The 18,925-nt window shown below is 61.7% G+C and carries 15 protein-coding genes; 13 read left to right on the top strand and 2 right to left on the bottom strand.

Translation table 11 applies throughout. The features are described 5' to 3' along the window. The first annotated feature begins 78 nt into the window (after positions 1 to 78). Positions 79 to 2,211: an RNA polymerase sigma factor RpoD gene (gene rpoD, locus ACP2YO_RS40010; RefSeq protein ID WP_426436696.1), complete on the top strand. Its 2,133-nt coding sequence runs from the start codon at positions 79 to 81 to the stop codon at positions 2,209 to 2,211. A 393-nt stretch (positions 2,212 to 2,604) separates the two neighbouring features. Here rpoD and ACP2YO_RS40005 read toward each other — a convergent pair whose 3' ends face one another. Beyond that, positions 2,605 to 2,841 (bottom strand): hypothetical protein, encoded by a 237-nt coding sequence (locus ACP2YO_RS40005; RefSeq protein WP_426436695.1) that lies wholly within the window; start codon positions 2,839 to 2,841, stop codon positions 2,605 to 2,607. A 402-nt stretch (positions 2,842 to 3,243) separates the two neighbouring features. Here ACP2YO_RS40005 and ACP2YO_RS40000 point away from each other — a divergent pair, with 402 nt between their 5' ends. From ACP2YO_RS40000 to ACP2YO_RS39990, 3 genes are all read left to right on the top strand, one after another. Further along, positions 3,244 to 3,654, top strand: a complete 411-nt coding sequence (locus ACP2YO_RS40000) for an ester cyclase (RefSeq protein ID WP_426436694.1) — start codon at positions 3,244 to 3,246, stop codon at positions 3,652 to 3,654. Positions 3,655 to 3,724: 70 nt separating this feature from the next. After that, positions 3,725 to 4,531 (top strand): lytic murein transglycosylase, encoded by an 807-nt coding sequence (locus tag ACP2YO_RS39995; RefSeq protein WP_426436693.1) that lies wholly within the window; start codon positions 3,725 to 3,727, stop codon positions 4,529 to 4,531. 127 nt (positions 4,532 to 4,658) lie between these two features. After that, positions 4,659 to 5,507, top strand: a complete 849-nt coding sequence (locus ACP2YO_RS39990; protein ID WP_426436692.1) for an FRG domain-containing protein — start codon at positions 4,659 to 4,661, stop codon at positions 5,505 to 5,507. Between the two features lie 76 nt (positions 5,508 to 5,583). Here ACP2YO_RS39990 and ACP2YO_RS39985 read toward each other — a convergent pair whose 3' ends face one another. Further along, positions 5,584 to 6,441 carry an SDR family NAD(P)-dependent oxidoreductase gene (locus ACP2YO_RS39985; RefSeq protein WP_426436691.1) on the bottom strand — a complete coding sequence of 286 codons (858 nt, stop codon included), beginning with the start codon at positions 6,439 to 6,441 and terminating at the stop codon, positions 5,584 to 5,586. A gap of 136 nt (positions 6,442 to 6,577) precedes the next feature. On the opposite strand from ACP2YO_RS39985, the gene ACP2YO_RS39980 reads away from it, so the two are divergent. The 9 genes from ACP2YO_RS39980 to ltrA (ACP2YO_RS39940) all read left to right on the top strand — a co-directional run bounded on the left by ACP2YO_RS39980 (position 6,578) and on the right by ltrA (ACP2YO_RS39940) (position 18,792). Then, positions 6,578 to 6,979: a response regulator gene (locus tag ACP2YO_RS39980; protein ID WP_426436690.1), complete on the top strand. Its 402-nt coding sequence runs from the start codon at positions 6,578 to 6,580 to the stop codon at positions 6,977 to 6,979. 134 nt (positions 6,980 to 7,113) lie between these two features. After that, positions 7,114 to 7,725: a LysE family translocator gene (locus ACP2YO_RS39975; protein ID WP_426436689.1), complete on the top strand. Its 612-nt coding sequence runs from the start codon at positions 7,114 to 7,116 to the stop codon at positions 7,723 to 7,725. Positions 7,726 to 8,362: 637 nt separating this feature from the next. Beyond that, entirely contained in the window at positions 8,363 to 9,577 is a 1,215-nt protein-coding gene (locus ACP2YO_RS39970; RefSeq protein ID WP_426436688.1) for a GGDEF domain-containing protein, read from the top strand. A gap of 35 nt (positions 9,578 to 9,612) precedes the next feature. Next, the gene (locus ACP2YO_RS39965) at positions 9,613 to 10,233 is read left to right on the top strand and encodes a peptidoglycan recognition protein family protein (protein WP_426436687.1); all 621 of its coding nucleotides are present in this window, start codon (positions 9,613 to 9,615) and stop codon (positions 10,231 to 10,233) included. A gap of 566 nt (positions 10,234 to 10,799) precedes the next feature. Further along, positions 10,800 to 12,359 (top strand): hypothetical protein, encoded by a 1,560-nt coding sequence (locus tag ACP2YO_RS39960; protein WP_426436686.1) that lies wholly within the window; start codon positions 10,800 to 10,802, stop codon positions 12,357 to 12,359. Positions 12,360 to 12,573: 214 nt separating this feature from the next. Beyond that, complete coding sequence (locus ACP2YO_RS39955; protein ID WP_426436685.1) at positions 12,574 to 13,038, top strand: adenylate/guanylate cyclase domain-containing protein; 465 nt, start codon at positions 12,574 to 12,576, stop codon at positions 13,036 to 13,038. 579 nt (positions 13,039 to 13,617) lie between these two features. Continuing rightward, positions 13,618 to 14,841 carry an ABC transporter substrate-binding protein gene (locus ACP2YO_RS39950; RefSeq protein ID WP_426436684.1) on the top strand — a complete coding sequence of 408 codons (1,224 nt, stop codon included), beginning with the start codon at positions 13,618 to 13,620 and terminating at the stop codon, positions 14,839 to 14,841. Between the two features lie 702 nt (positions 14,842 to 15,543). Further along, a complete protein-coding gene (ltrA, locus tag ACP2YO_RS39945; RefSeq protein WP_426435889.1) occupies positions 15,544 to 16,866 on the top strand; it encodes a group II intron reverse transcriptase/maturase in 1,323 nt (440 codons plus the stop codon). A gap of 603 nt (positions 16,867 to 17,469) precedes the next feature. Then, on the top strand, positions 17,470 to 18,792 hold the full coding sequence (ltrA, locus tag ACP2YO_RS39940) for a group II intron reverse transcriptase/maturase (RefSeq protein ID WP_426435889.1): 1,323 nt from the start codon (positions 17,470 to 17,472) through the stop codon (positions 18,790 to 18,792). The last annotated feature ends 133 nt before the right edge of the window (positions 18,793 to 18,925 follow it).

Below are 18,925 nucleotides of genomic sequence, written 5' to 3'. Positions count from 1 at the left end.
TCGAGAGTAACTCTAGATATCGTGCGGATGTGCGCGCTTCGCGCCATTTTGCATGACCGCGTTTCGGGAGCTTAGTGAATGGCCACCAAGGCAAAGACGCTGCAGGCTAAGGACAAGGAAAAAGACGACAAGGCAGCGGATACGCCTGAAAAGGATTCCGCCGACGCGCCGTCGCCGTTGCTCGACCTGTCGGATGCCGCGGTGAAGAAGATGATCAAGCAGGCCAAGAAGCGCGGCTTCGTGACCTTCGATCAGCTCAACGAAGTGCTGCCCTCCGACACCACCTCGCCCGAACAGATCGAAGACATCATGTCGATGCTCTCCGACATGGGCATCAATGTCACCGAGGCCGAGGACACCGAAGGCGAGGACGACAAGGACGACGGCGACGACGAGACCGACAACGAACTCGTCGAGGTCACGCAGAAGGCCGTCACCGAGGTCAAGAAGTCGGAGCCGGGCGAGCGCACCGACGATCCCGTGCGCATGTATCTGCGCGAGATGGGCACCGTCGAGCTGCTGTCCCGCGAAGGCGAAATCGCGATTGCCAAGCGCATCGAGGCCGGCCGCGAGGCGATGATCGCCGGCCTCTGCGAAAGCCCACTGACGTTCCAGGCCATCATCATCTGGCGCGATGAACTGAACGAAGGAAAGATCTTCCTCCGCGACATCATCGATCTCGAAGCCACCTATGCCGGCCCCGAATCCAAGGGCGGCATCAATCCGAACCTGATCGCCGCTCCCGGCGCCGATGGTACTGCTGCGGAAGTCAATGGCAACGGTGCTGATGTGACCGCGCCCGCGCATGTCGCGCCGCCGGCCGCGCCGCCGTCGCCGACCCCGTTCCGCGCCGTGCCTGCCGGCGCCACGCCCGAGGGCGAGGAAAAGGATCCGGGCGAGGCCGCGGCCGAATCCGACATGGACGACGACGAGTTCGAGAACCAGATGTCGCTCGCCGCCATCGAGGCCGAGCTGAAGCCGAAGGTGGTCGAGACCTTCGACAAGATCGCGTCCGAGTACAAGAAGCTGCGCCGCCTGCAGGAGCAGGATATTGCCAACCAGCTGCAGAGCGAAACGCTGTCGCCATCGCAGGAGCGCAAGTACAAGAAGCTGAAGGACGAGATCATCGTCGAGGTGAAGTCGCTGCGCCTCAACCAGGCTCGCATCGATTCGCTGGTCGAGCAGCTCTACGACATCAACAAGAAGCTGGTCTCGTTCGAGGGCCGCCTGCTGCGTTTGGGTGACAGCCACGGCGTCGCCCGCGAGGACTTTTTGCGTAACTATCAGGGGTCCGAACTCGACCCCCGCTGGCTCAACCGTGTCTCGAAGCTGTCCGCAAAAGGCTGGAAGAACTTCGTCCATCACGAGAAGGACCGCATCAAGGAGCTGCGCCACGAGATCCAGTCGCTGGCCGCGCTGACCGGGCTCGAGATCGGCGAATTCCGCAAGATCGTGCACGGCGTGCAGAAGGGCGAGCGGGAGGCTCGTCAGGCCAAGAAGGAGATGGTGGAAGCCAACCTCCGTCTCGTGATCTCGATCGCCAAGAAGTACACCAACCGCGGCCTGCAGTTCCTCGACCTGATCCAGGAAGGCAATATCGGCCTGATGAAGGCGGTCGATAAGTTCGAATACCGCCGCGGCTACAAGTTCTCGACCTACGCCACCTGGTGGATCCGGCAGGCGATCACCCGTTCGATCGCGGACCAGGCCCGCACCATCCGCATCCCCGTGCACATGATCGAGACGATCAACAAGATCGTCCGCACCTCGCGCCAGATGCTGAACGAGATCGGCCGCGAGCCGACGCCAGAGGAACTCGCCGAGAAGCTCGGCATGCCCCTGGAGAAGGTCCGCAAGGTTCTCAAGATTGCGAAAGAGCCGCTGTCGCTCGAGACGCCTGTGGGCGACGAAGAGGATTCGCACCTCGGCGATTTCATCGAGGACAAGAACGCGATCCTCCCCATTGATGCCGCGATCCAGTCGAACCTGCGCGAGACCACCACGCGCGTGCTGGCCTCGCTCACTCCCCGCGAAGAACGCGTGCTCCGCATGCGCTTCGGCATCGGCATGAACACCGACCACACGCTGGAAGAAGTCGGCCAGCAGTTCTCGGTGACCAGAGAGCGCATTCGTCAGATCGAAGCGAAGGCGCTGCGCAAGCTGAAGCATCCGTCGAGGTCGCGGAAGCTGCGGTCGTTCCTGGATAACTGATTTTTTTATTGCCGGGCAAAAGCGCGGAGCGCGTCTTCGCCAAAATGACCCGGCAATCCATCGAAACAAAGCGGCGGGCCGAGGCCCGCCGTTTTCTTTTGTAAGGTCGCATCAAACGTCTCACGCCAGCGCCCGCGGCCGCCCCCCTCCCCAACCCTCCCCCGCAAGGGGGGAGTGAGCCTTAGCAGCCCTGCTCGCCTCACCTGATCGGACGTGATGTTACGACTTTGCCCGGCACGGCCTCACCTCTTCAAGTCAGGGAGCCACCAACGGACGGGCTCCCTCCCCCCTTGCGGGGGAGGGCGGGGAGAGGGGTGCCGCTTGCTCCGCTGATCATTGAAGGCGAGCGCAACACGCCCGCCGAGACTTCACTGCCTGACGCCGCGACCGCCGCTACTTCTTCTTCGCCCCGACCCGCTCGATGCTCTTGATCGCGAGCGGCGGGCGGCCGGCCTTCTCGCCGATCTCGCGGTCCTGTTCCATGATGAAGCCGCGCGCCGGCTCGTCGCCGTCGAGCCCGCCGAGCAGTTCGGCCGGCACCCGGCGGTTGGAACGCTGCGAGCCGTCTTCATAGAAGACGTTGAAGAAGGCGAACTCGCCTTTGGGATTGGTCCCGGGTTTTTTCGGCATGCGGGCTTGTCCCCGATAGCGACGGCGCTGTCAAAGCAAATTACGCAGCCTTCCCCGCCGATCTGCCCTGCACGGCAGACCCTTGCGAGGTGGTAACCGAAACAACCGCCCCGTCTCGATGGCTGGCGATGCGCGCGCAGATCGCGGGCATCGCTCCCCGGCCTATGTCGCCGCTTGTATGCCAGCGACGAAGCCGTGCGCGGTTCGTGACCAGTCCCGCCCGAGTCCGGTTTCGCATCGGGTGCGATCCGAACCGCACGCGAAAGGCCGCCACTCTTTCCACTTTGCCGCAGTGAAAGTCCCGAGTTTTCTGACCATCGTCACTTGCGCTGCCACCGCCGATTCGCGTATGAGGCGCATCTTGCCATTTCTGCAACTCGCCTCCCTTGGAAGCCATTCCAGATGTCCAACGCCACCCTCGACGCCAACAAGGCGCTGGTGCTCGCGCATTGCGAGGCCGTGACCAACCGCCTCGATCTCGACGCGATCCGCAGCCACCTCACGCCCGATTTCTTCGACCACGCCTCGGGCAAGATGATGAGCACCGACGAGGTGATTGCGTACTCCATCATGTTGCACGAAGCCTTCGCGAATCTGTCCGTCGTCGCCGAATGCCTGGTCGCCGAACGCGACATCGTTGCCGGCCGCTTCATCTGGCGCGGCATCCACCGAGCGCCTTGGCGCGGCATCCCGAGGACCGGCAAGCACGTCGAATTCCGCGGCATGACGTTCTGGCGGATCAGGGAGGGCAAGATTTGCGAGCGCTGGGCGGAGATGGACTTTGCGGAGCTGGAGCGGCAGCTCACAGCGTGAAGTCGTGCTTTTGACCGCGAAGCCACCCGCATGGCATGATCGAAGCGCGTGGTCCTTTCGGAAAATCAATATGCTCAAATTTCGTTTGCTGGCTCTCCTTGGCGCTCTTGTTGCCGCCACCCCCTCCTACGCCGCCCGCTGCGGCGGTCCTTTCAACACCTTCGTCCAGTCCTTCTCGCAGGAAGCCGCCGCGGCGGGCATCTCGCAGGACGTGATCTCGTCCGCGCTCGGCGGCGTGACGGAGGATGGAGGTGTGCTCGCCTTCGACCGGCGGCAGCGTTACACCTTCAACAAGACGTTCGAGCAGTATGTCTCGACCCGCGTCGGGCCCGGCCGCATCAATGGCGGGCGCGCGCTGTTGCAGCGGCATGCTGCGCTGCTTTCGAAGATCGAGCAGCAGTATGGCGTGCCGCGCCAGATCCTGGTCGCGATCTGGGGGCTCGAGACCGATTTCGGCAAGGGCGACATGGGCAAATTACCCGTGATCCGCACGCTCGCGACCTTGGCGCATGATTGCCGCCGCACAGATTTGTTCCAGGGCGAATTGCTGGCGGCGCTCAAGATCGTGCAGCGCGGCGATCTCCGTCTCAACGATTTGATCGGCGCCTATGCCGGCGAGATCGGCCAGACGCAATTCCTGCCGTCGTCCTACATCAAGTATGGCGTCGATTTCGACGGCGACGGCCGTGTCGATCTACGCCACTCGGTGCCTGACGTGCTGGCGTCCACGGCGAACCTGCTCCACACCAACGGCTTCAAGATGGGCGCGCCCTATGGCGAAGGCACCGCGAATTTCGAGGCGATGCGCGAGTGGAACCGGGCGGTGATCTATCGCAAGACGATCGGGTATTTTGCGGATCAGCTCGTGGGGCGGTGAGGGCCGCTTCCGCCTCGACCGTCATTGCGAGCGAAGCGAAGCAATCCATCTGTCAGCATATGCGGAACGATGGATTGCTTCGTCGCTTCGCTCCTCGCAATGACGGCTGGTAGCATCGGGGCACCCCATGGAAACCATCGGCAGCCAAAAGATCTGGTCGTTCTTCGACCGCCGGGGATGCCAGATCGCGAAGAACACGGCGGTCCGGCAGGGCGCAGGCCATCGCGTCGGCTCCTATCTGGAGCTTGCGACCAAGATCGCGGAGCTGCAATTCCTCAACCGCGACCATGTGCTGCTGTTTCGCGGTCAGGGCGGCGACTTCAGGAACGTCAAGCGCAACTCTTCCCTGAAGCCGACGCTGTTTCGCGGCATGGGCCGTAATCCGGATCGCGCCACGCTGGTCGCGCGGTTCGCGGCGCTGGCGCGGGCCGAGCAGATCCTGATCGCGGAATATGCAAGGGCAAAACTGCTCGGCGTCGAGCGGCTGAAGCGGCATCGCATCCTGCGCTGGTCGATCCTGCAGCATTACGAGGTCTGCGAAACACCGCTGCTCGATGTCACGCATTCGATCCGGATCGCCGCATCGTTTGCCTCGCTCGCCAAGACAGATACAGCCTTCCTCTACGTGCTGGGCGTGCCGAATTTGAGCGGCGCGATCACCGCGAGCGCGGAAGCGGGCCTGCAGATCGTGCGCCTCTCCAGCGTCTGCCCGCCCTCGGCGGTGCGGCCGCATATCCAGGAAGGCTATCTGCTCGGCGAATATCCAGACATGGCCGGCTACGAGCAGAAGGAAAACTATTTTCCCTACGAGATGGATTTCGGCCGGCGGCTGGTCGCGAAGTTCTCGTTCACGCCGGCCTCGTTCTGGAAGAACGACGATTTCCCGCTGGTGGCGAAGACGGCGCTCTATCCGTCGGAGAAGAGCGACCCGCTCTATCGATTGGCGCTCGGCGTGAAGGGGCAGTTGGGCGGGTGATTGCTCCTCCGCTGTATGAGTCACAAGTCGTGCGACAGTTTCGCTGTCGTCCTGGCTTTCGCCAGGACGACACCAGTTACTTCGCCGCAACCGCAGCCACCTTCGCCGTGGCCTTCTCGATCTGCCGCTGCATCACCTTCCAATATGTGCCGGGACGGAAGCGTTGTAGCAGGTCCATGAAGCGGGCGTCGTTGCCGATCAGGATGCGCGGCTGGTTTTTCTCGATGCCGGCGATGATGCGCAATGCGGCGGCGGTCGGCGTGGTCCGGGCCAGTGCGTCGAACCGCTCGATCGATTGCACGCGGCGGGCATTGTCGGTGACGCCTGAGCCCGTGCGCGAGTTGCGGGCGATGTTGGTGGCGACGCCGCCGGGATGCACGACCGAGAGTTTCACCGGGCTGCCCGTGATCGCAAGCTCGTGGCGCAGGCTTTCGGAGAAGCCGCGGACGGCGAATTTGGCTGCGCAATAGGCGCTCTGGCCGGGCGGGGCGACGATGCCGAAGATCGAGGAGATGTTGACGATATGGGCCTCGCGCTGTTTTGCGAGCTGCGGCAGGAAGGCGCGCGTGCCGTGCACCACGCCCCAGAAATTGATGTTGAACAGCCACTCCATCTCCGCCTGCTCGATCTCGCCGAACTGGCCGAGCAGGGCGACGCCGGCATTGTTGATGACGATGTTCAGCGCAGGATGTGCGGCAGTCGCGGCTGCAGCGAAGGCGGTGATCTCCGCGGGCTCGCTGACGTCGACCCGGTGTACACTGACCTTGCGCTGGCCGGCTTTGCCGATCTCGGCGGCGAGCGTCTGCAGGCCGGCCTCGTCGCGATCGGCCAGCGCCAGGTCGCAGCCGCGCAGCGACAGTTCAAGCGCCAGCGCGCGGCCGATGCCGCTGGCGGCTCCGGTCACGGCGGCGGCGGATCCACGAATCGCGGTCATTGGTTCAGCTCCAGCGGAACACGAGAATAATGCATGTTCCCGTGCTTTTCTCAGATTGGAACCGAACCTTCCAGCGATTTTGGACTTTAACTTGTGTGAATCTGCAATCGACGATCCATCCAAAGGAAGCGCAGTCATGGGACAATCGAAGCCCTCTCGAGCAAAGGCGCTGGTCGTCGAGGACGACCCGATGCAGCGCGAGATGATCGGCTTGTTGCTGGCGGAGAGCGAATTCGACGTCATCGCCTGCGAGAGCGCTGAGGCCGCTGAACTGGTGCTGCAAGATGCCGGCGATAAGGTCGTGCTGATGATGACCGATGTCGAGCTGGCCGGGCACATGACCGGCGTCGAGCTCGCGCATGCCGCGAAGAAATACAACCCCGACCTCGACGTCATCGTCACCTCGGGCCGGCCGCTGCGGCAGCGCCTGCCTGATGGGGCGACGTTCTGGGCCAAGCCCTGGGCGCCGCTGGACGTGATCCGCGTCGCCGAGATGAAGGCGACGGCACTTGCGGGTGGATCGCGCGGGTTCTCATAACGCAATCGTCAGTACCGGCGAATGGCGGGGCACAGGCGCCGGCTTCCGCCGGCACGGACGGCGTGATATTTGCGGCTGATGTCGCCCGCGCCGTGCTATTTGAAGGCCCACCGGGAATGAACCGAGGGGTTGAGATGACGCCGTCCTTCCTGCTGACTTCGCTGATCGTGGTTGCCTCGCCCGGCACCGGGGTGCTCTACACCCTGGCGGTGGCGCTGACGCGGGGCTCGAAAGCGAGCGTGGCGGCGGCGTTCGGCTGCACGCTCGGGATCGTGCCGCAGATGATCGCGGCGATGCTCGGACTTGCCGCCATCCTGCACACCAGCGCGGTGGCCTTCGCGGCGCTGAAATGGTGCGGCGTGGCCTACCTTCTCTACATGGCCTGGCAGGCGCTGCGCGAAACCGGGGCCCTTGCCGTCGATACCGAGGTCAAGCCGCGCTCGACCGGACGGGTGATCGTCACCGCGATCCTGATCAACATCCTCAACCCGAAACTGTCGATCTTCTTCCTGGCCTTCCTGCCGCAGTTCATCGCGGTCGACGAGGCCCATCCGCTGGCGCGGATGACCGAACTGTCCGTCGTGTTCATGGCGATGACCTTCGCGGTGTTTGCGGTCTACGGGCTGTTCGCGGCCTCGGTGCGCGACCGCGTCATCACCCGGCCGAAGGCGATGGCGTGGCTGCGGCGGAGCTTTGCCGCCGGCTTCGCCCTGCTCGGCGCCAAGCTCGCCTTCGCGGAGCGCTGATCGTCTAACTGTCCGAGTGGATATGGCGGCAACAAAAAAGCGGGCCTTGCGCCCGCTGTTCTTGAAATCCGCTATTTTTAAAACCAGTTTCCCGGCACTGGGTGCCCGGGCAGGGCAAGAGCCGCTACCCGGGCGAGATCGGTTTACTTCTTGGCCTTCTTCTTCTTGGTGACCTTCTTCGCCTTCTTCGCCTTCTTCGCTTTCTTAGCCATAGTATCCTCTCAGGGTTTAATGGATTGAACGCGACTCCGAGGCATGCTTGGCGGAGGGCCAGCCTCGCAACATCCTCAGTAACAAACTCAGCAGATTCGCAGGCTGCTGCCGCGTGCTGTCACGACGCTGTCATCACGTTATCCACAGCTGTTATGCATTTTCGGCACGTTTTTCGCGAAGTTCTTCACGACGTCGGCAAGAGCCCGATCGTCCGCGTCATGCTTAACGTTGCGCGAACGTCGAGCGCGCGCTCTTCATCAATTCAAAACCACAGCATGAATTGGCAGGTGGCGGGTCAGAGTCCGTTAAGCGGCGCGGCCGCATCTTGTCCGCAAGACAACGGGGATTGTCGTCGGAGGAGCGCCTCAGGGGCGGGCGGTTCGATCACAGGGGAGGCGAGGCCCAAAGGGCTCGCGCGAAGGCAATGTTGAGCGTTCCGACGCTTTGGACGGTGTTCGTTATCAATTTTCTCGCACTCGGCCTGATCTGGGCCTATGTGGCGCACAGCTATCCCGCATTCGGCGCGGCCCGGTTCTGGACGGCGTCCACGTTCGCTGCGGCGACCGGTGCGGCCTTTGCAACGCTCCGCGTGGTGATGACGGACTCGCTGCTGCCGCTGCTGGTGGCCGGCACGATTCTGGTGTTCGCCGCCTGCCTTGCCGCGATGGGCATCAAGCGGTTCTACGGCAAGCCCGTGACATGGCGCGGTACCGCGCTGACCACCGGATTGACCTTCGCAGCCTTGAACATCTTCATCTTCGGCTACGACAGCATGCAGCTGCGGATGCTGTCCTACACGACGGCGCAGGTTCTGCCGATCGCGCTGTCGCTCAGGCTGCTGCTGTCGCCCGAGAACGGCCGCGTCAGCCCGGGCGCGCGGCTGGCCGGCATCGTCGCCACCATCATTATCGGTATCTACACCGTCCGCCTGACCGGCGCGCTGCTTCGCCCGGACGGCGAGTTTTCCTACCTGCAATTCGATGCGGCGCAGGCGGCGCTGATCCTGGTGCTGGTGTTCCTGTCGATGGCGCTGAATTTCGGTTTCCTGCTGATGGCGATGGACCGGCTGCGCAACGAGGTCGCCGACCTCGCGCTGCTCGACGACCTGACCGGCGTCGGTAACCGCCGTCACCTGCTGCAGCGGCTGACCGAGGAATGTGCGCGCTCCGAGCGCAGCGGCGAGACGTTCGCACTGCTGGCGATCGATCTCGACGGCTTCAAGGCCATCAACGATACCCATGGCCATGCCGCCGGCGACGCCTGCCTGCAGCATTTCACCCTGATGGCGCAGACCCGGCTGCGGCCGGGCGACATGCTGGCCCGCACCGGCGGCGACGAGTTCTGCATCGTGTTGCCGTCCTCGACCTTGCGCGAGGGCGGGATGATCGCCCGCCGCGTGCTGGAAGTCGTCCGCGCCGATGCCGAGCAGTGCACCGGCAAGGACATTCCGATCGCGATCTCGATCGGCGTCGCGCAATGGTCCCGCGAGATCGGCATGCATCCCGACCGGCTGATCGCCGCTGCCGACCACGCGCTCTATGACGCCAAGAAGGGCGGCAAGAACGGCTACGCGACCTACGAGCCATCAGCGCCGCCGCTCGCACCCGACATGGTCGAGCTGCTGCGCAGGAGCGCCTGAGCGTGCTATGGCGTGGCGACATCGGATCTTTCCGCATGACGCTTCGCCTGTTTGCCGCGCTCTTCGTACTCGTGCTGTCTTCGTCGGCCTTTGCCGAAACGCCCAACCTTGCCACCATCGCGCGCTCGCAAGGTACGCCTGACATCCCCGGGCTGAAGATGGTCTGGCTGTCGCCCTGGGGCGACGTCGCCAACTCCCATCCCTGGCGCAACATCATCGTGCACCAGACCGAGGGCCCGGCCGGCTCGGCGCGCTTCGGCGCGCAAGAGCAGCACAAGAACCCGACCCGGCGCGGCGTCATGGTCTGGGTCGAAACCGACGGCACGGTCTATTGGGCGGTCGCGGACAATCTGGTTCTGACTCACACCGACGGCGCCGACCGCAACGACAACAAGTACATCGACAACAGCAAGACCTATCACCAGGTGAACAAGGACACCTCGATCGGCGTCGAGTTCGCCGGCAATTATCCCGACGTCACCCGTGGCCCGACCGACGCGCAGATTGCTGCATGGCGGGTGCTGGTGAAGGTGCTGCGCGCGCGCTACGGCATTCCGCTCGACCGCGTCTATGCGCACGACTGGATCGACTTCAAGGATGCCCGCTATTGCGAGGGCTGCGCGCTCGCAACGATGGCGCGGGAGTGGGGCGAGTAGGGCGCGTACTCATTAAAATCCGGGACGCCCGCTTTCGGGGACGAAGCGGAAACCCGACCCGGCCTCGGGGATATTGCCTTCTGACCCACATGAGACATTGGGCCGAATATTTAGAACCGCCTCAGGAACCTGAAATCTATGCCACGGTGTCGGTTACCGATCTCGATGCCATCGTTGCTTATTTGCGGACGGTGTCGCCAAAAGAGTAGCCTGAGAGCTTTATGCCACGCCCGTGCGGGGCAGTCTGATGTTGGCCCGACTGCGAAGCGCGGGCGGGCTCCGAAGTGGTCCGCTTATCGGGGTAGACCGGAAGTAACTGGCCGACCTCGCAAATGGCGCTGTTGGACCCTAAGCGGACGCCCGACCGGTCACAGGTACGCCCCAACGACATCCGGCGATCTCAAATTCCATGACGAACGGGTGTTTGGGCCTTCGAATGGAAACAAAATCGGATCTGCGCAAAGCTCTCTTTGATTGACTGGATGCCTGCAACGACCTTCGTAATCAACCCGTCACAGTTCGACCATAGCGTGGCCACGTTTCCAACTACCTTAAGGGGAATCGCGATGTTGAACATCATTAGTAGCGCCGCGCGCCGCCCGGGGCTACGCCAAAAACTTTTGTCCGGGACTGCACTTCTTGGCACCGCGCTGATCGGTCTTGCTGATCCAACGCCTGCCCGCGCGGATCAGCAATTCTTGAAGCACGGTTCGCTGGTTATCAGCAGCAGCACTTACGACGCAACGCAAGGGGCGGTCGCCGCGCTCGCGATCGGCACGCCGCTGCCCGGCCCCTCGACGGCAGTCGCGGGTAATAGCTACCTCACTATTTGGAACAATGCATCGGTCGATGGCAGCTTCGGCGTGACTTCGGCCATCCAGCTGACCGATATCGACTTGAGCAACGGCAAAGTCTTCCGCTCGATGCAGATGCCGACAGATCAAGTTGTTACCAGCTTTTCGTCCAAATCCGAGCTTGGCCTGCATGTGATCAACAAGTGGCCGGCAGTTAGTGTCGTGCTTGTGGGCTATGCGAACGCGGGCGTTGGAAAACTCGACGTATCGAATTCCGATGCTTTGCCGGGACAGGATCCAACGAACCCGGTGACCGTCGCCTTCGGGCCGGGCTACGCCTTTCGCCGCACCATCGTCTCAGTCGATGAGAAAGCCAGCATCACTTATACGCCGACCCTCGATTACGGCGGCAATAACGGCCGGTCTGCCTTGTTGGGGTCGAATGGTTTGTACTATATGGTCGGCAACGCCAACAATGGCAATGCATCGACCTTTGCGCCAAACGGAACGAACCCGGACGTCACCGAGACAACAGGCCTCGTAGTCGTCAATCCAATCAATTCGTCGGTGGTTAGCGCGACAATCCCATCGGCCACTTCGTCCGAAGTCGATCCGTCGATCCAATACCCCCTCAACAAGGTGACCAGTAGCAATCCGTTGGGCCTCGATAAGCCGGGCAAGGACAACAATTATCGCGGCATTACGGAATTCGGCGGCGCGCTCTATTTTACGAAGGGTAGCGGCAGTAACGGCATGGATACGGTCTATACCGTCAAGGCGCCGAACTCGCTGCCCACATTGTACAACGCGGCGACCTCGACCATTGCTGTCGTGCCCGGTTTTCCGACTGATTCGGCGCGCGCGACCAATGGAAATTACACGCCCTTCGCCGTGTTTTTCGCGAATCCGACCACTGTGTATGTCAGCGACGAAGGCACCGGGAGCACGACGGACACATCGTCGCACGCGGGGCTACAGAAATGGACTCTCGGCAGCAACGGCTCTTGGCATCTCCAATACGTGCTGACGAAGGGGCTGATTGGCGTCGTCGATGGTAATGTGACCGGCTACGCTGGCCCATGGCCAGCTATAACCACGATTGGACTGCGTAATCTGACCGGCCGGATCAACCGCAACGGCACAGTGACGCTCTGGGCGACAACCTCGACCAAGAGCGCCTCGGGCGACAACGGTGCCGATCCCAACAAGGTGGTGGAAATCACCGATCAGATCGCAGCGACGCAATTGAGCCAGGTCGGAAACGAGTCGTTCACAACGGTCGCAGGGCCGGTCTACGGCACAGTGTTCCGCGGCGTCGGCTTCGTCGAATAACGCCTGGTCTTAGGCTCGTCCGGCCCAGTTGCCGGACGAGCCTTGCGCTGCGAGGGCGCGCACTCATAAAGGCACAGAAATTAGCTATTGAACCGTTCCTATGCTTTGATGACGTAGCTGAGATCATTCGATCGGAGGCTTCGTTGACAGGCGAGCGTATCGAGCGGCGACTCGCGGCGGTCCTGGTGGCTGATGTCGCGGCTACTCGCGGCTGATGGGCGCTGACGAGGTCGGCACGCTGTCGGCCCTGAAAGCGCACCGCCATGAGATCGTCGATCCCGCCATCGCTCCTTACAATGGCCGCATCGTCAAGACCACCGGCGACGGCATGCTGGCCGAGTTCGCAAGTGCTCTCGATGCTGTGACCTGCGCGGTCGAGGTTCAGGAGAAGATAGCGGAGCGAACAACCAGTGGAGCTGGGCCACACATTCTGTTCCGGGTCGGAATAAACGTAGGCGACATTATCATCGACGGCGACGACCTTTTTGGCGACGGCGTCAACGTCGCGGCGCGTGTCGAGAACGAATGCGAGCCGGGAAGCGTGTGCCTGTCGGACGATGCCTATCGGCAAGTGCGCGGGAAGACGGCGTATGCGTTCGATGATCTCGGCGAAAGGTCGTTAAAGAACGTCGGTGTTTGTTGGGATGGGAATGGCCCTTATTGGGCTTCGTCGCTTTGACGAGGCCATCGTCGCAGGAAGAAAGCCCTTCGTCAGAACCCCTCCCTCTCAGTAGCTTACCACTGTCTCGCCTCCGCATTCGCCCATCTCGGACGTGATGCAGATGCTCGCGAGGCGGCTGCCCGTGTGCTAGAGATCGACCCTGCTTTCACAATATCGGCGTGGATCGCTCGGGGCGGGCAATCAAACTCGAAGCTGTTGACGGAGGGTCTCCGCAAAGCAGGGCTGACCGAATGAGCCCGCGCATGATGCTTGTGCCGACGAGCGATCGGATACGACGCAATTCGCTGCGATGGCACGAACCGACGAAAGCCAGCGTTCGTCCAAATGTCGGCACTTGGCGGTAGACCGGGAATGGCTGACCTGTGGCTGGATCGACGCGCATGACCCGATACGGACACCGGCCCTAGCCCGAACGCAGCTACGCTGACCGAACCGCACGAACTGATCCGGAAGCGCAGACGAGGTGGCGGTCTCTATCGACAAGGTTTGCTGAGGGGTGTTCAATATTGGACGAAAAAGACCCGAAAGAGGTCCCGAGGCAACAAACACATTCATGGATTCATAGGGAGAAACGAAATGTCCTTCGTCGCGCGACGATTGTCGGCGTTTTCGACCGCCATTGTTTTGCTTGCTGCCACTGGAAGCAGCGCAATTGGCCAGAAGAAATACGATCTCGGCGCAACCGATACCGAGATCAAGATCGGCAACATCATGCCCTACAGCGGGCCGGCATCGGCCTTCGGCGTCATCGGCAGGACCGAGGCGGCCTATTTCCGCAAGATCAACGCCGAAGGCGGTATCAATGGTCGCAAGATCAATTTCATTTCCTATGACGATGCATACAGTCCGCCGAAAGCGGTCGAGCAGGCGCGCAAACTCGTCGAAGATGACGAGGTGCTGCTGATCTTTCAGTCGCTGGGATCGGCCAACAATCTCGCCATCCAGAAGTACATGAACACCAAGAAACTGCCGCAGCTATTCGTCGCGACCGGCTCGACGAAATTTAATGATCCAAAGAACTTCCCTTGGAGCATGGGGTGGCAGCCCAACTTCCAGGATGAGGCGCGGATCTACGCAAAGTATATTCTGAAGGAGAAGTCGGACGCAAAGGTTGCTGTCCTCTATCAGAACGATGATTTGGGGAAGGATTATCTCAAGGGCCTGAAGGACGGCCTCGGCGACAAGGCTTCGTCGATGATCATTGCCGAGGACGCTTATGAGTCGGTCGAACCAACCATCGACTCGCATATCGTCAAGATGAAATCACTGAACGCTGACGTATTCGTCGATATCACCGGACCGAAGTTCGCGGCGCAGGCCATCAGGAAGGCCGCCGAGATCGGCTGGAAACCCCTGCACTTTCTCGCCAACATCTCCTCCTCGGTCGGCGGCGTCATCAAGCCCGCCGGATTTGACGCTTCGCAAGGGATCATTTCCTCGGTCTATCTCAAAGATCCGTCCGATCCATATTGGAAGAACGACCTAAAGGCCTGGAACGAGTTCCTGGATAAATACTACCCAGATGCCAACCGTACCGACGGTGCGATTGTCTACGGGTACGCGGTTGCTCAAACGCTGGTGCATGTACTGAAGGCCTGCGGCGATGATCTCACGCGCGAGAACGTTATGAAGCAGGCCGCCAGCATCAGGGACCTCGAACTGGACGGGCTGCTGCCGGGCGTCAAGATCAACACGACTGCCACACACTTTGCTCCTATTTCGCAGGTGCAACTGATAAGGTTCAAGGGCGAGACTTGGGAGCGGTTTGGCGAAATCCTTAGCAGCGACATCGGCGGCTGAGTTGAGCTGGCACTTAGTAGCGCAACTACCAAAACGAGCAGCCCTGGGCGCGTCACGTCTCGAACAGAGTGAGCATGTGACGACGCATGCCCCCGCGCCAGGCGCAACTTCCGCCTATGGCCCGTATGAGACGTGCCGACTGGCTCTCACGATGTCTGTTGTCAGAGGTGAATCGGAAGCGGCCGGTCCTCGTTAGAATGACGCGATTGACCGTGCGCCCCGAGGGCGCGAACTACCAGTGAGGGAGGAACTCACCCGGATAATTGTCGATTGGTCCGGAAGCTGGCAGGCGGCTCGGCCGGGTAACTGGCTGGGTCGGAGCCCTGCGACGAAGGCAGCCGTGGGCTGCTGAGCGATCTGATGGGCCGTAACAAAAGTGAAGCCCGAGCAGGCCTCGAAAGTTCTAATGCGGATGCCGACCCTCCGGTCATTTGGGGAAGGCCGCACGTGTGGGGAAGCAATCGACACGCGCACCCACGCGATCCGCCGGGGTAGTGGGCACGGCACGTCGGAAGGGTAGTTCGCAGTTACAGGGGGAGACCCGTCGCGGACGAGGGTAGCGGCCTCAGCATCGCATCAGGCGGTGGTCACGGCGGGAGTCGGACGGGGCCATAGGAGCGTTGATGCCGGGTAATGCCGGTGGAGCAAAGGGCCCCGACTTCTGGTGCGCTTTTGAAGATGGTGAGGTGAAGGTGATTGGTGATGAGCCTGACAACGCCTGATAAGATCCGGAGCCTTCAGAGAAAGCTCTACTGCAAAGCGAAGGCGGAGCCCACCTTCCGCTTCTATCTGCTCTACGACAAGATCTGTCGCGAGGACATCCTAGACCACGCCTATCGGCTTGCCCGCGTTAATGCGGGTGCACCAGGTGTGGACGGGATGACGTTTGCTCAGATCGAGAAGCAGGGCCTGGAAGCATGGTTGGCGGGCTTGCGCGCGGAACTGGTCTCGAAGACGTACCGACCTGATCCGGTGCGGCGGGTGATGATCCCGAAAGCGAATGGTGGCGAGCGTCCGCTCGGCATTCCGACCATTCGTGATCGTGTGATTCAGACTGCCGCCAAGATCGTGATCGAACCGATCTTCGAGGCTGACTTCGAGGACAATGCCTACGGCTACCGGCCCGCTCGCGGGGCGGTGGACGCGGTCAAGGAAGTGCACCGGCATTTATGCCGGGGCTATGCCGACGTAGTTGATGCTGATTTGTCCAAGTACTTCGATACGATACCGCATTCCGAGCTGATGAAGTCAGTAGCCCGGCGTGTGGTGGATCGAAACGTCCTGTGCCTCATCAAGATGTGGCTGAGGGCGCCGATCGAGGAACGGGACGCGGACGGAGCCCGGAGTATGAGTGGCGGCAAGCGAAACACGCGTGGCACGCCGCAAGGCGGTGTCGCAAGTCCACTGCTGGCCAACATCTACATGAACCGGTTCCTGAAGCATTGGCGTTTGACTGGCTGCGGCGAGAGCTTCCAGGCTCACGTCGTCTCCTATGCCGACGACTTCGTTATCCTCAGCCGCGGTCGTGCGGCGGAGGCACTAGCGTGGACGAAGGTGGTGATGACCAAGCTCGGGTTGACGATCAACGAGGCGAAAACTTCGTTGAGAAACGCCCGACAGGAACGCTTCGACTTCCTCGGCTACTCGTTCGGCGCGCATCGGTTTGAGGCGAACGGGAATTGGTATCTGGGTGCAAGCCCGTCCAAGAAGAGTGTGCAACGGCTCAAGACAAGAATCGGCGACCTTCTGGTGCCGAGCAATATCGATCCATGGCCGGAAGTATGTGACAAGCTGAACAGGTCTCTGCGAGGCTGGTCCAACTACTTTGGCTACGGCTCGCTGAGCAAGGCATACCGCAGCGTCGACCAATACGTCTTTGAACGATTGCGCAGGTTCCTCGCGCGAAGGCACAAGGTGCAAGGGCGCGGCAATCGCCGATTCACATTCGATGTTATTCATCGAGAACTCGGCGTTCTGTGCCTCCAACGCCTGCCCCGAGCGGTCCCGTCGCGTGCCTTGCGGTGAAGCTGGTCGGAAAGCCGGATGCCGGAAATCGGCCCGTCCGGTTTGATGAGCGGGGATGGGAAACGGGGCGTTGGCCATAGGCCCCAAGCTACCGCGCCCATCCTCGACTCTACGTGCGCCCCGAGGGCGCGAACTACCAGTGAGGGAGGAACTCACCCGGATAATTGTCGATTGGTCCGGAAGCTGGCAGGCGGCTCGGCCGGGTAACTGGCTGGGTCGGAGCCCTGCGACGAAGGCAGCCGTGGGCTGCTGAGCGATCTGATGGGCCGTAACAAAAGTGAAGCCCGAGCAGGCCTCGAAAGTTCTAATGCGGATGCCGACCCTCCGGTCATTTGGGGAAGGCCGCACGTGTGGGGAAGCAATCGACACGCGCACCCACGCGATCCGCCGGGGTAGTGGGCACGGCACGTCGGAAGGGTAGTTCGCAGTTACAGGGGGAGACCCGTCGCGGACGAGGGTAGCGGCCTCAGCATCGCATCAGGCGGTGGTCACGGCGGGAGTCGGACGGGGCCATAGGAGCGTTGATGCCGGGTAATGCCGGTGGAGCAAAGGGCCCCGACTTCTGGTGCGCTTTTGAAGATGGTGAGGTGAAGGTGATTGGTGATGAGCCTGACAACGCCTGATAAGATCCGGAGCCTTCAGAGAAAGCTCTACTGCAAAGCGAAGGCGGAGCCCACCTTCCGCTTCTATCTGCTCTACGACAAGATCTGTCGCGAGGACATCCTAGACCACGCCTATCGGCTTGCCCGCGTTAATGCGGGTGCACCAGGTGTGGACGGGATGACGTTTGCTCAGATCGAGAAGCAGGGCCTGGAAGCATGGTTGGCGGGCTTGCGCGCGGAACTGGTCTCGAAGACGTACCGACCTGATCCGGTGCGGCGGGTGATGATCCCGAAAGCGAATGGTGGCGAGCGTCCGCTCGGCATTCCGACCATTCGTGATCGTGTGATTCAGACTGCCGCCAAGATCGTGATCGAACCGATCTTCGAGGCTGACTTCGAGGACAATGCCTACGGCTACCGGCCCGCTCGCGGGGCGGTGGACGCGGTCAAGGAAGTGCACCGGCATTTATGCCGGGGCTATGCCGACGTAGTTGATGCTGATTTGTCCAAGTACTTCGATACGATACCGCATTCCGAGCTGATGAAGTCAGTAGCCCGGCGTGTGGTGGATCGAAACGTCCTGTGCCTCATCAAGATGTGGCTGAGGGCGCCGATCGAGGAACGGGACGCGGACGGAGCCCGGAGTATGAGTGGCGGCAAGCGAAACACGCGTGGCACGCCGCAAGGCGGTGTCGCAAGTCCACTGCTGGCCAACATCTACATGAACCGGTTCCTGAAGCATTGGCGTTTGACTGGCTGCGGCGAGAGCTTCCAGGCTCACGTCGTCTCCTATGCCGACGACTTCGTTATCCTCAGCCGCGGTCGTGCGGCGGAGGCACTAGCGTGGACGAAGGTGGTGATGACCAAGCTCGGGTTGACGATCAACGAGGCGAAAACTTCGTTGAGAAACGCCCGACAGGAACGCTTCGACTTCCTCGGCTACTCGTTCGGCGCGCATCGGTTTGAGGCGAACGGGAATTGGTATCTGGGTGCAAGCCCGTCCAAGAAGAGTGTGCAACGGCTCAAGACAAGAATCGGCGACCTTCTGGTGCCGAGCAATATCGATCCATGGCCGGAAGTATGTGACAAGCTGAACAGGTCTCTGCGAGGCTGGTCCAACTACTTTGGCTACGGCTCGCTGAGCAAGGCATACCGCAGCGTCGACCAATACGTCTTTGAACGATTGCGCAGGTTCCTCGCGCGAAGGCACAAGGTGCAAGGGCGCGGCAATCGCCGATTCACATTCGATGTTATTCATCGAGAACTCGGCGTTCTGTGCCTCCAACGCCTGCCCCGAGCGGTCCCGTCGCGTGCCTTGCGGTGAAGCTGGTCGGAAAGCCGGATGCCGGAAATCGGCCCGTCCGGTTTGATGAGCGGGGATGGGAAACGGGGCGTTGGCCATAGGCCCCAAGCTACCGCGCCCATCCTCGACTCTACCAACTGCGACATCGGCATGC

This window comes from Bradyrhizobium genosp. P, from assembly GCF_049949265.1.
GTDB lineage: Bacteria > Pseudomonadota > Alphaproteobacteria > Rhizobiales > Xanthobacteraceae > Bradyrhizobium.
The sequence above is the reverse complement of the archived record's forward strand: the minus strand, read 5'-3'. Positions and strand labels throughout refer to the sequence as shown.

Coding starts and splice junctions, on each gene's coding strand:
- rpoD (WP_426436696.1), top strand. CDS start 79: ATGGCCACCAAGGCAAAGACGCTGCAGGCTAAGGACAAGGAAAAAGAC.
- ACP2YO_RS39995 (WP_426436693.1), top strand. CDS start 3,725: ATGCTCAAATTTCGTTTGCTGGCTCTCCTTGGCGCTCTTGTTGCCGCC.
- ACP2YO_RS40000 (WP_426436694.1), top strand. CDS start 3,244: ATGTCCAACGCCACCCTCGACGCCAACAAGGCGCTGGTGCTCGCGCAT.
- ACP2YO_RS39990 (WP_426436692.1), top strand. CDS start 4,659: ATGGAAACCATCGGCAGCCAAAAGATCTGGTCGTTCTTCGACCGCCGG.
- ACP2YO_RS39970 (WP_426436688.1), top strand. CDS start 8,363: ATGTTGAGCGTTCCGACGCTTTGGACGGTGTTCGTTATCAATTTTCTC.
- ACP2YO_RS39975 (WP_426436689.1), top strand. CDS start 7,114: ATGACGCCGTCCTTCCTGCTGACTTCGCTGATCGTGGTTGCCTCGCCC.
- ACP2YO_RS39980 (WP_426436690.1), top strand. CDS start 6,578: ATGGGACAATCGAAGCCCTCTCGAGCAAAGGCGCTGGTCGTCGAGGAC.
- ACP2YO_RS39960 (WP_426436686.1), top strand. CDS start 10,800: ATGTTGAACATCATTAGTAGCGCCGCGCGCCGCCCGGGGCTACGCCAA.
- ACP2YO_RS39965 (WP_426436687.1), top strand. CDS start 9,613: ATGACGCTTCGCCTGTTTGCCGCGCTCTTCGTACTCGTGCTGTCTTCG.
- ltrA (WP_426435889.1), top strand. CDS start 15,544: ATGAGCCTGACAACGCCTGATAAGATCCGGAGCCTTCAGAGAAAGCTC.
- ACP2YO_RS39955 (WP_426436685.1), top strand. CDS start 12,574: ATGGGCGCTGACGAGGTCGGCACGCTGTCGGCCCTGAAAGCGCACCGC.
- ltrA (WP_426435889.1), top strand. CDS start 17,470: ATGAGCCTGACAACGCCTGATAAGATCCGGAGCCTTCAGAGAAAGCTC.
- ACP2YO_RS39985 (WP_426436691.1), bottom strand. CDS start 6,441: ATGACCGCGATTCGTGGATCCGCCGCCGCCGTGACCGGAGCCGCCAGC.
- ACP2YO_RS40005 (WP_426436695.1), bottom strand. CDS start 2,841: ATGCCGAAAAAACCCGGGACCAATCCCAAAGGCGAGTTCGCCTTCTTC.
- ACP2YO_RS39950 (WP_426436684.1), top strand. CDS start 13,618: ATGTCCTTCGTCGCGCGACGATTGTCGGCGTTTTCGACCGCCATTGTT.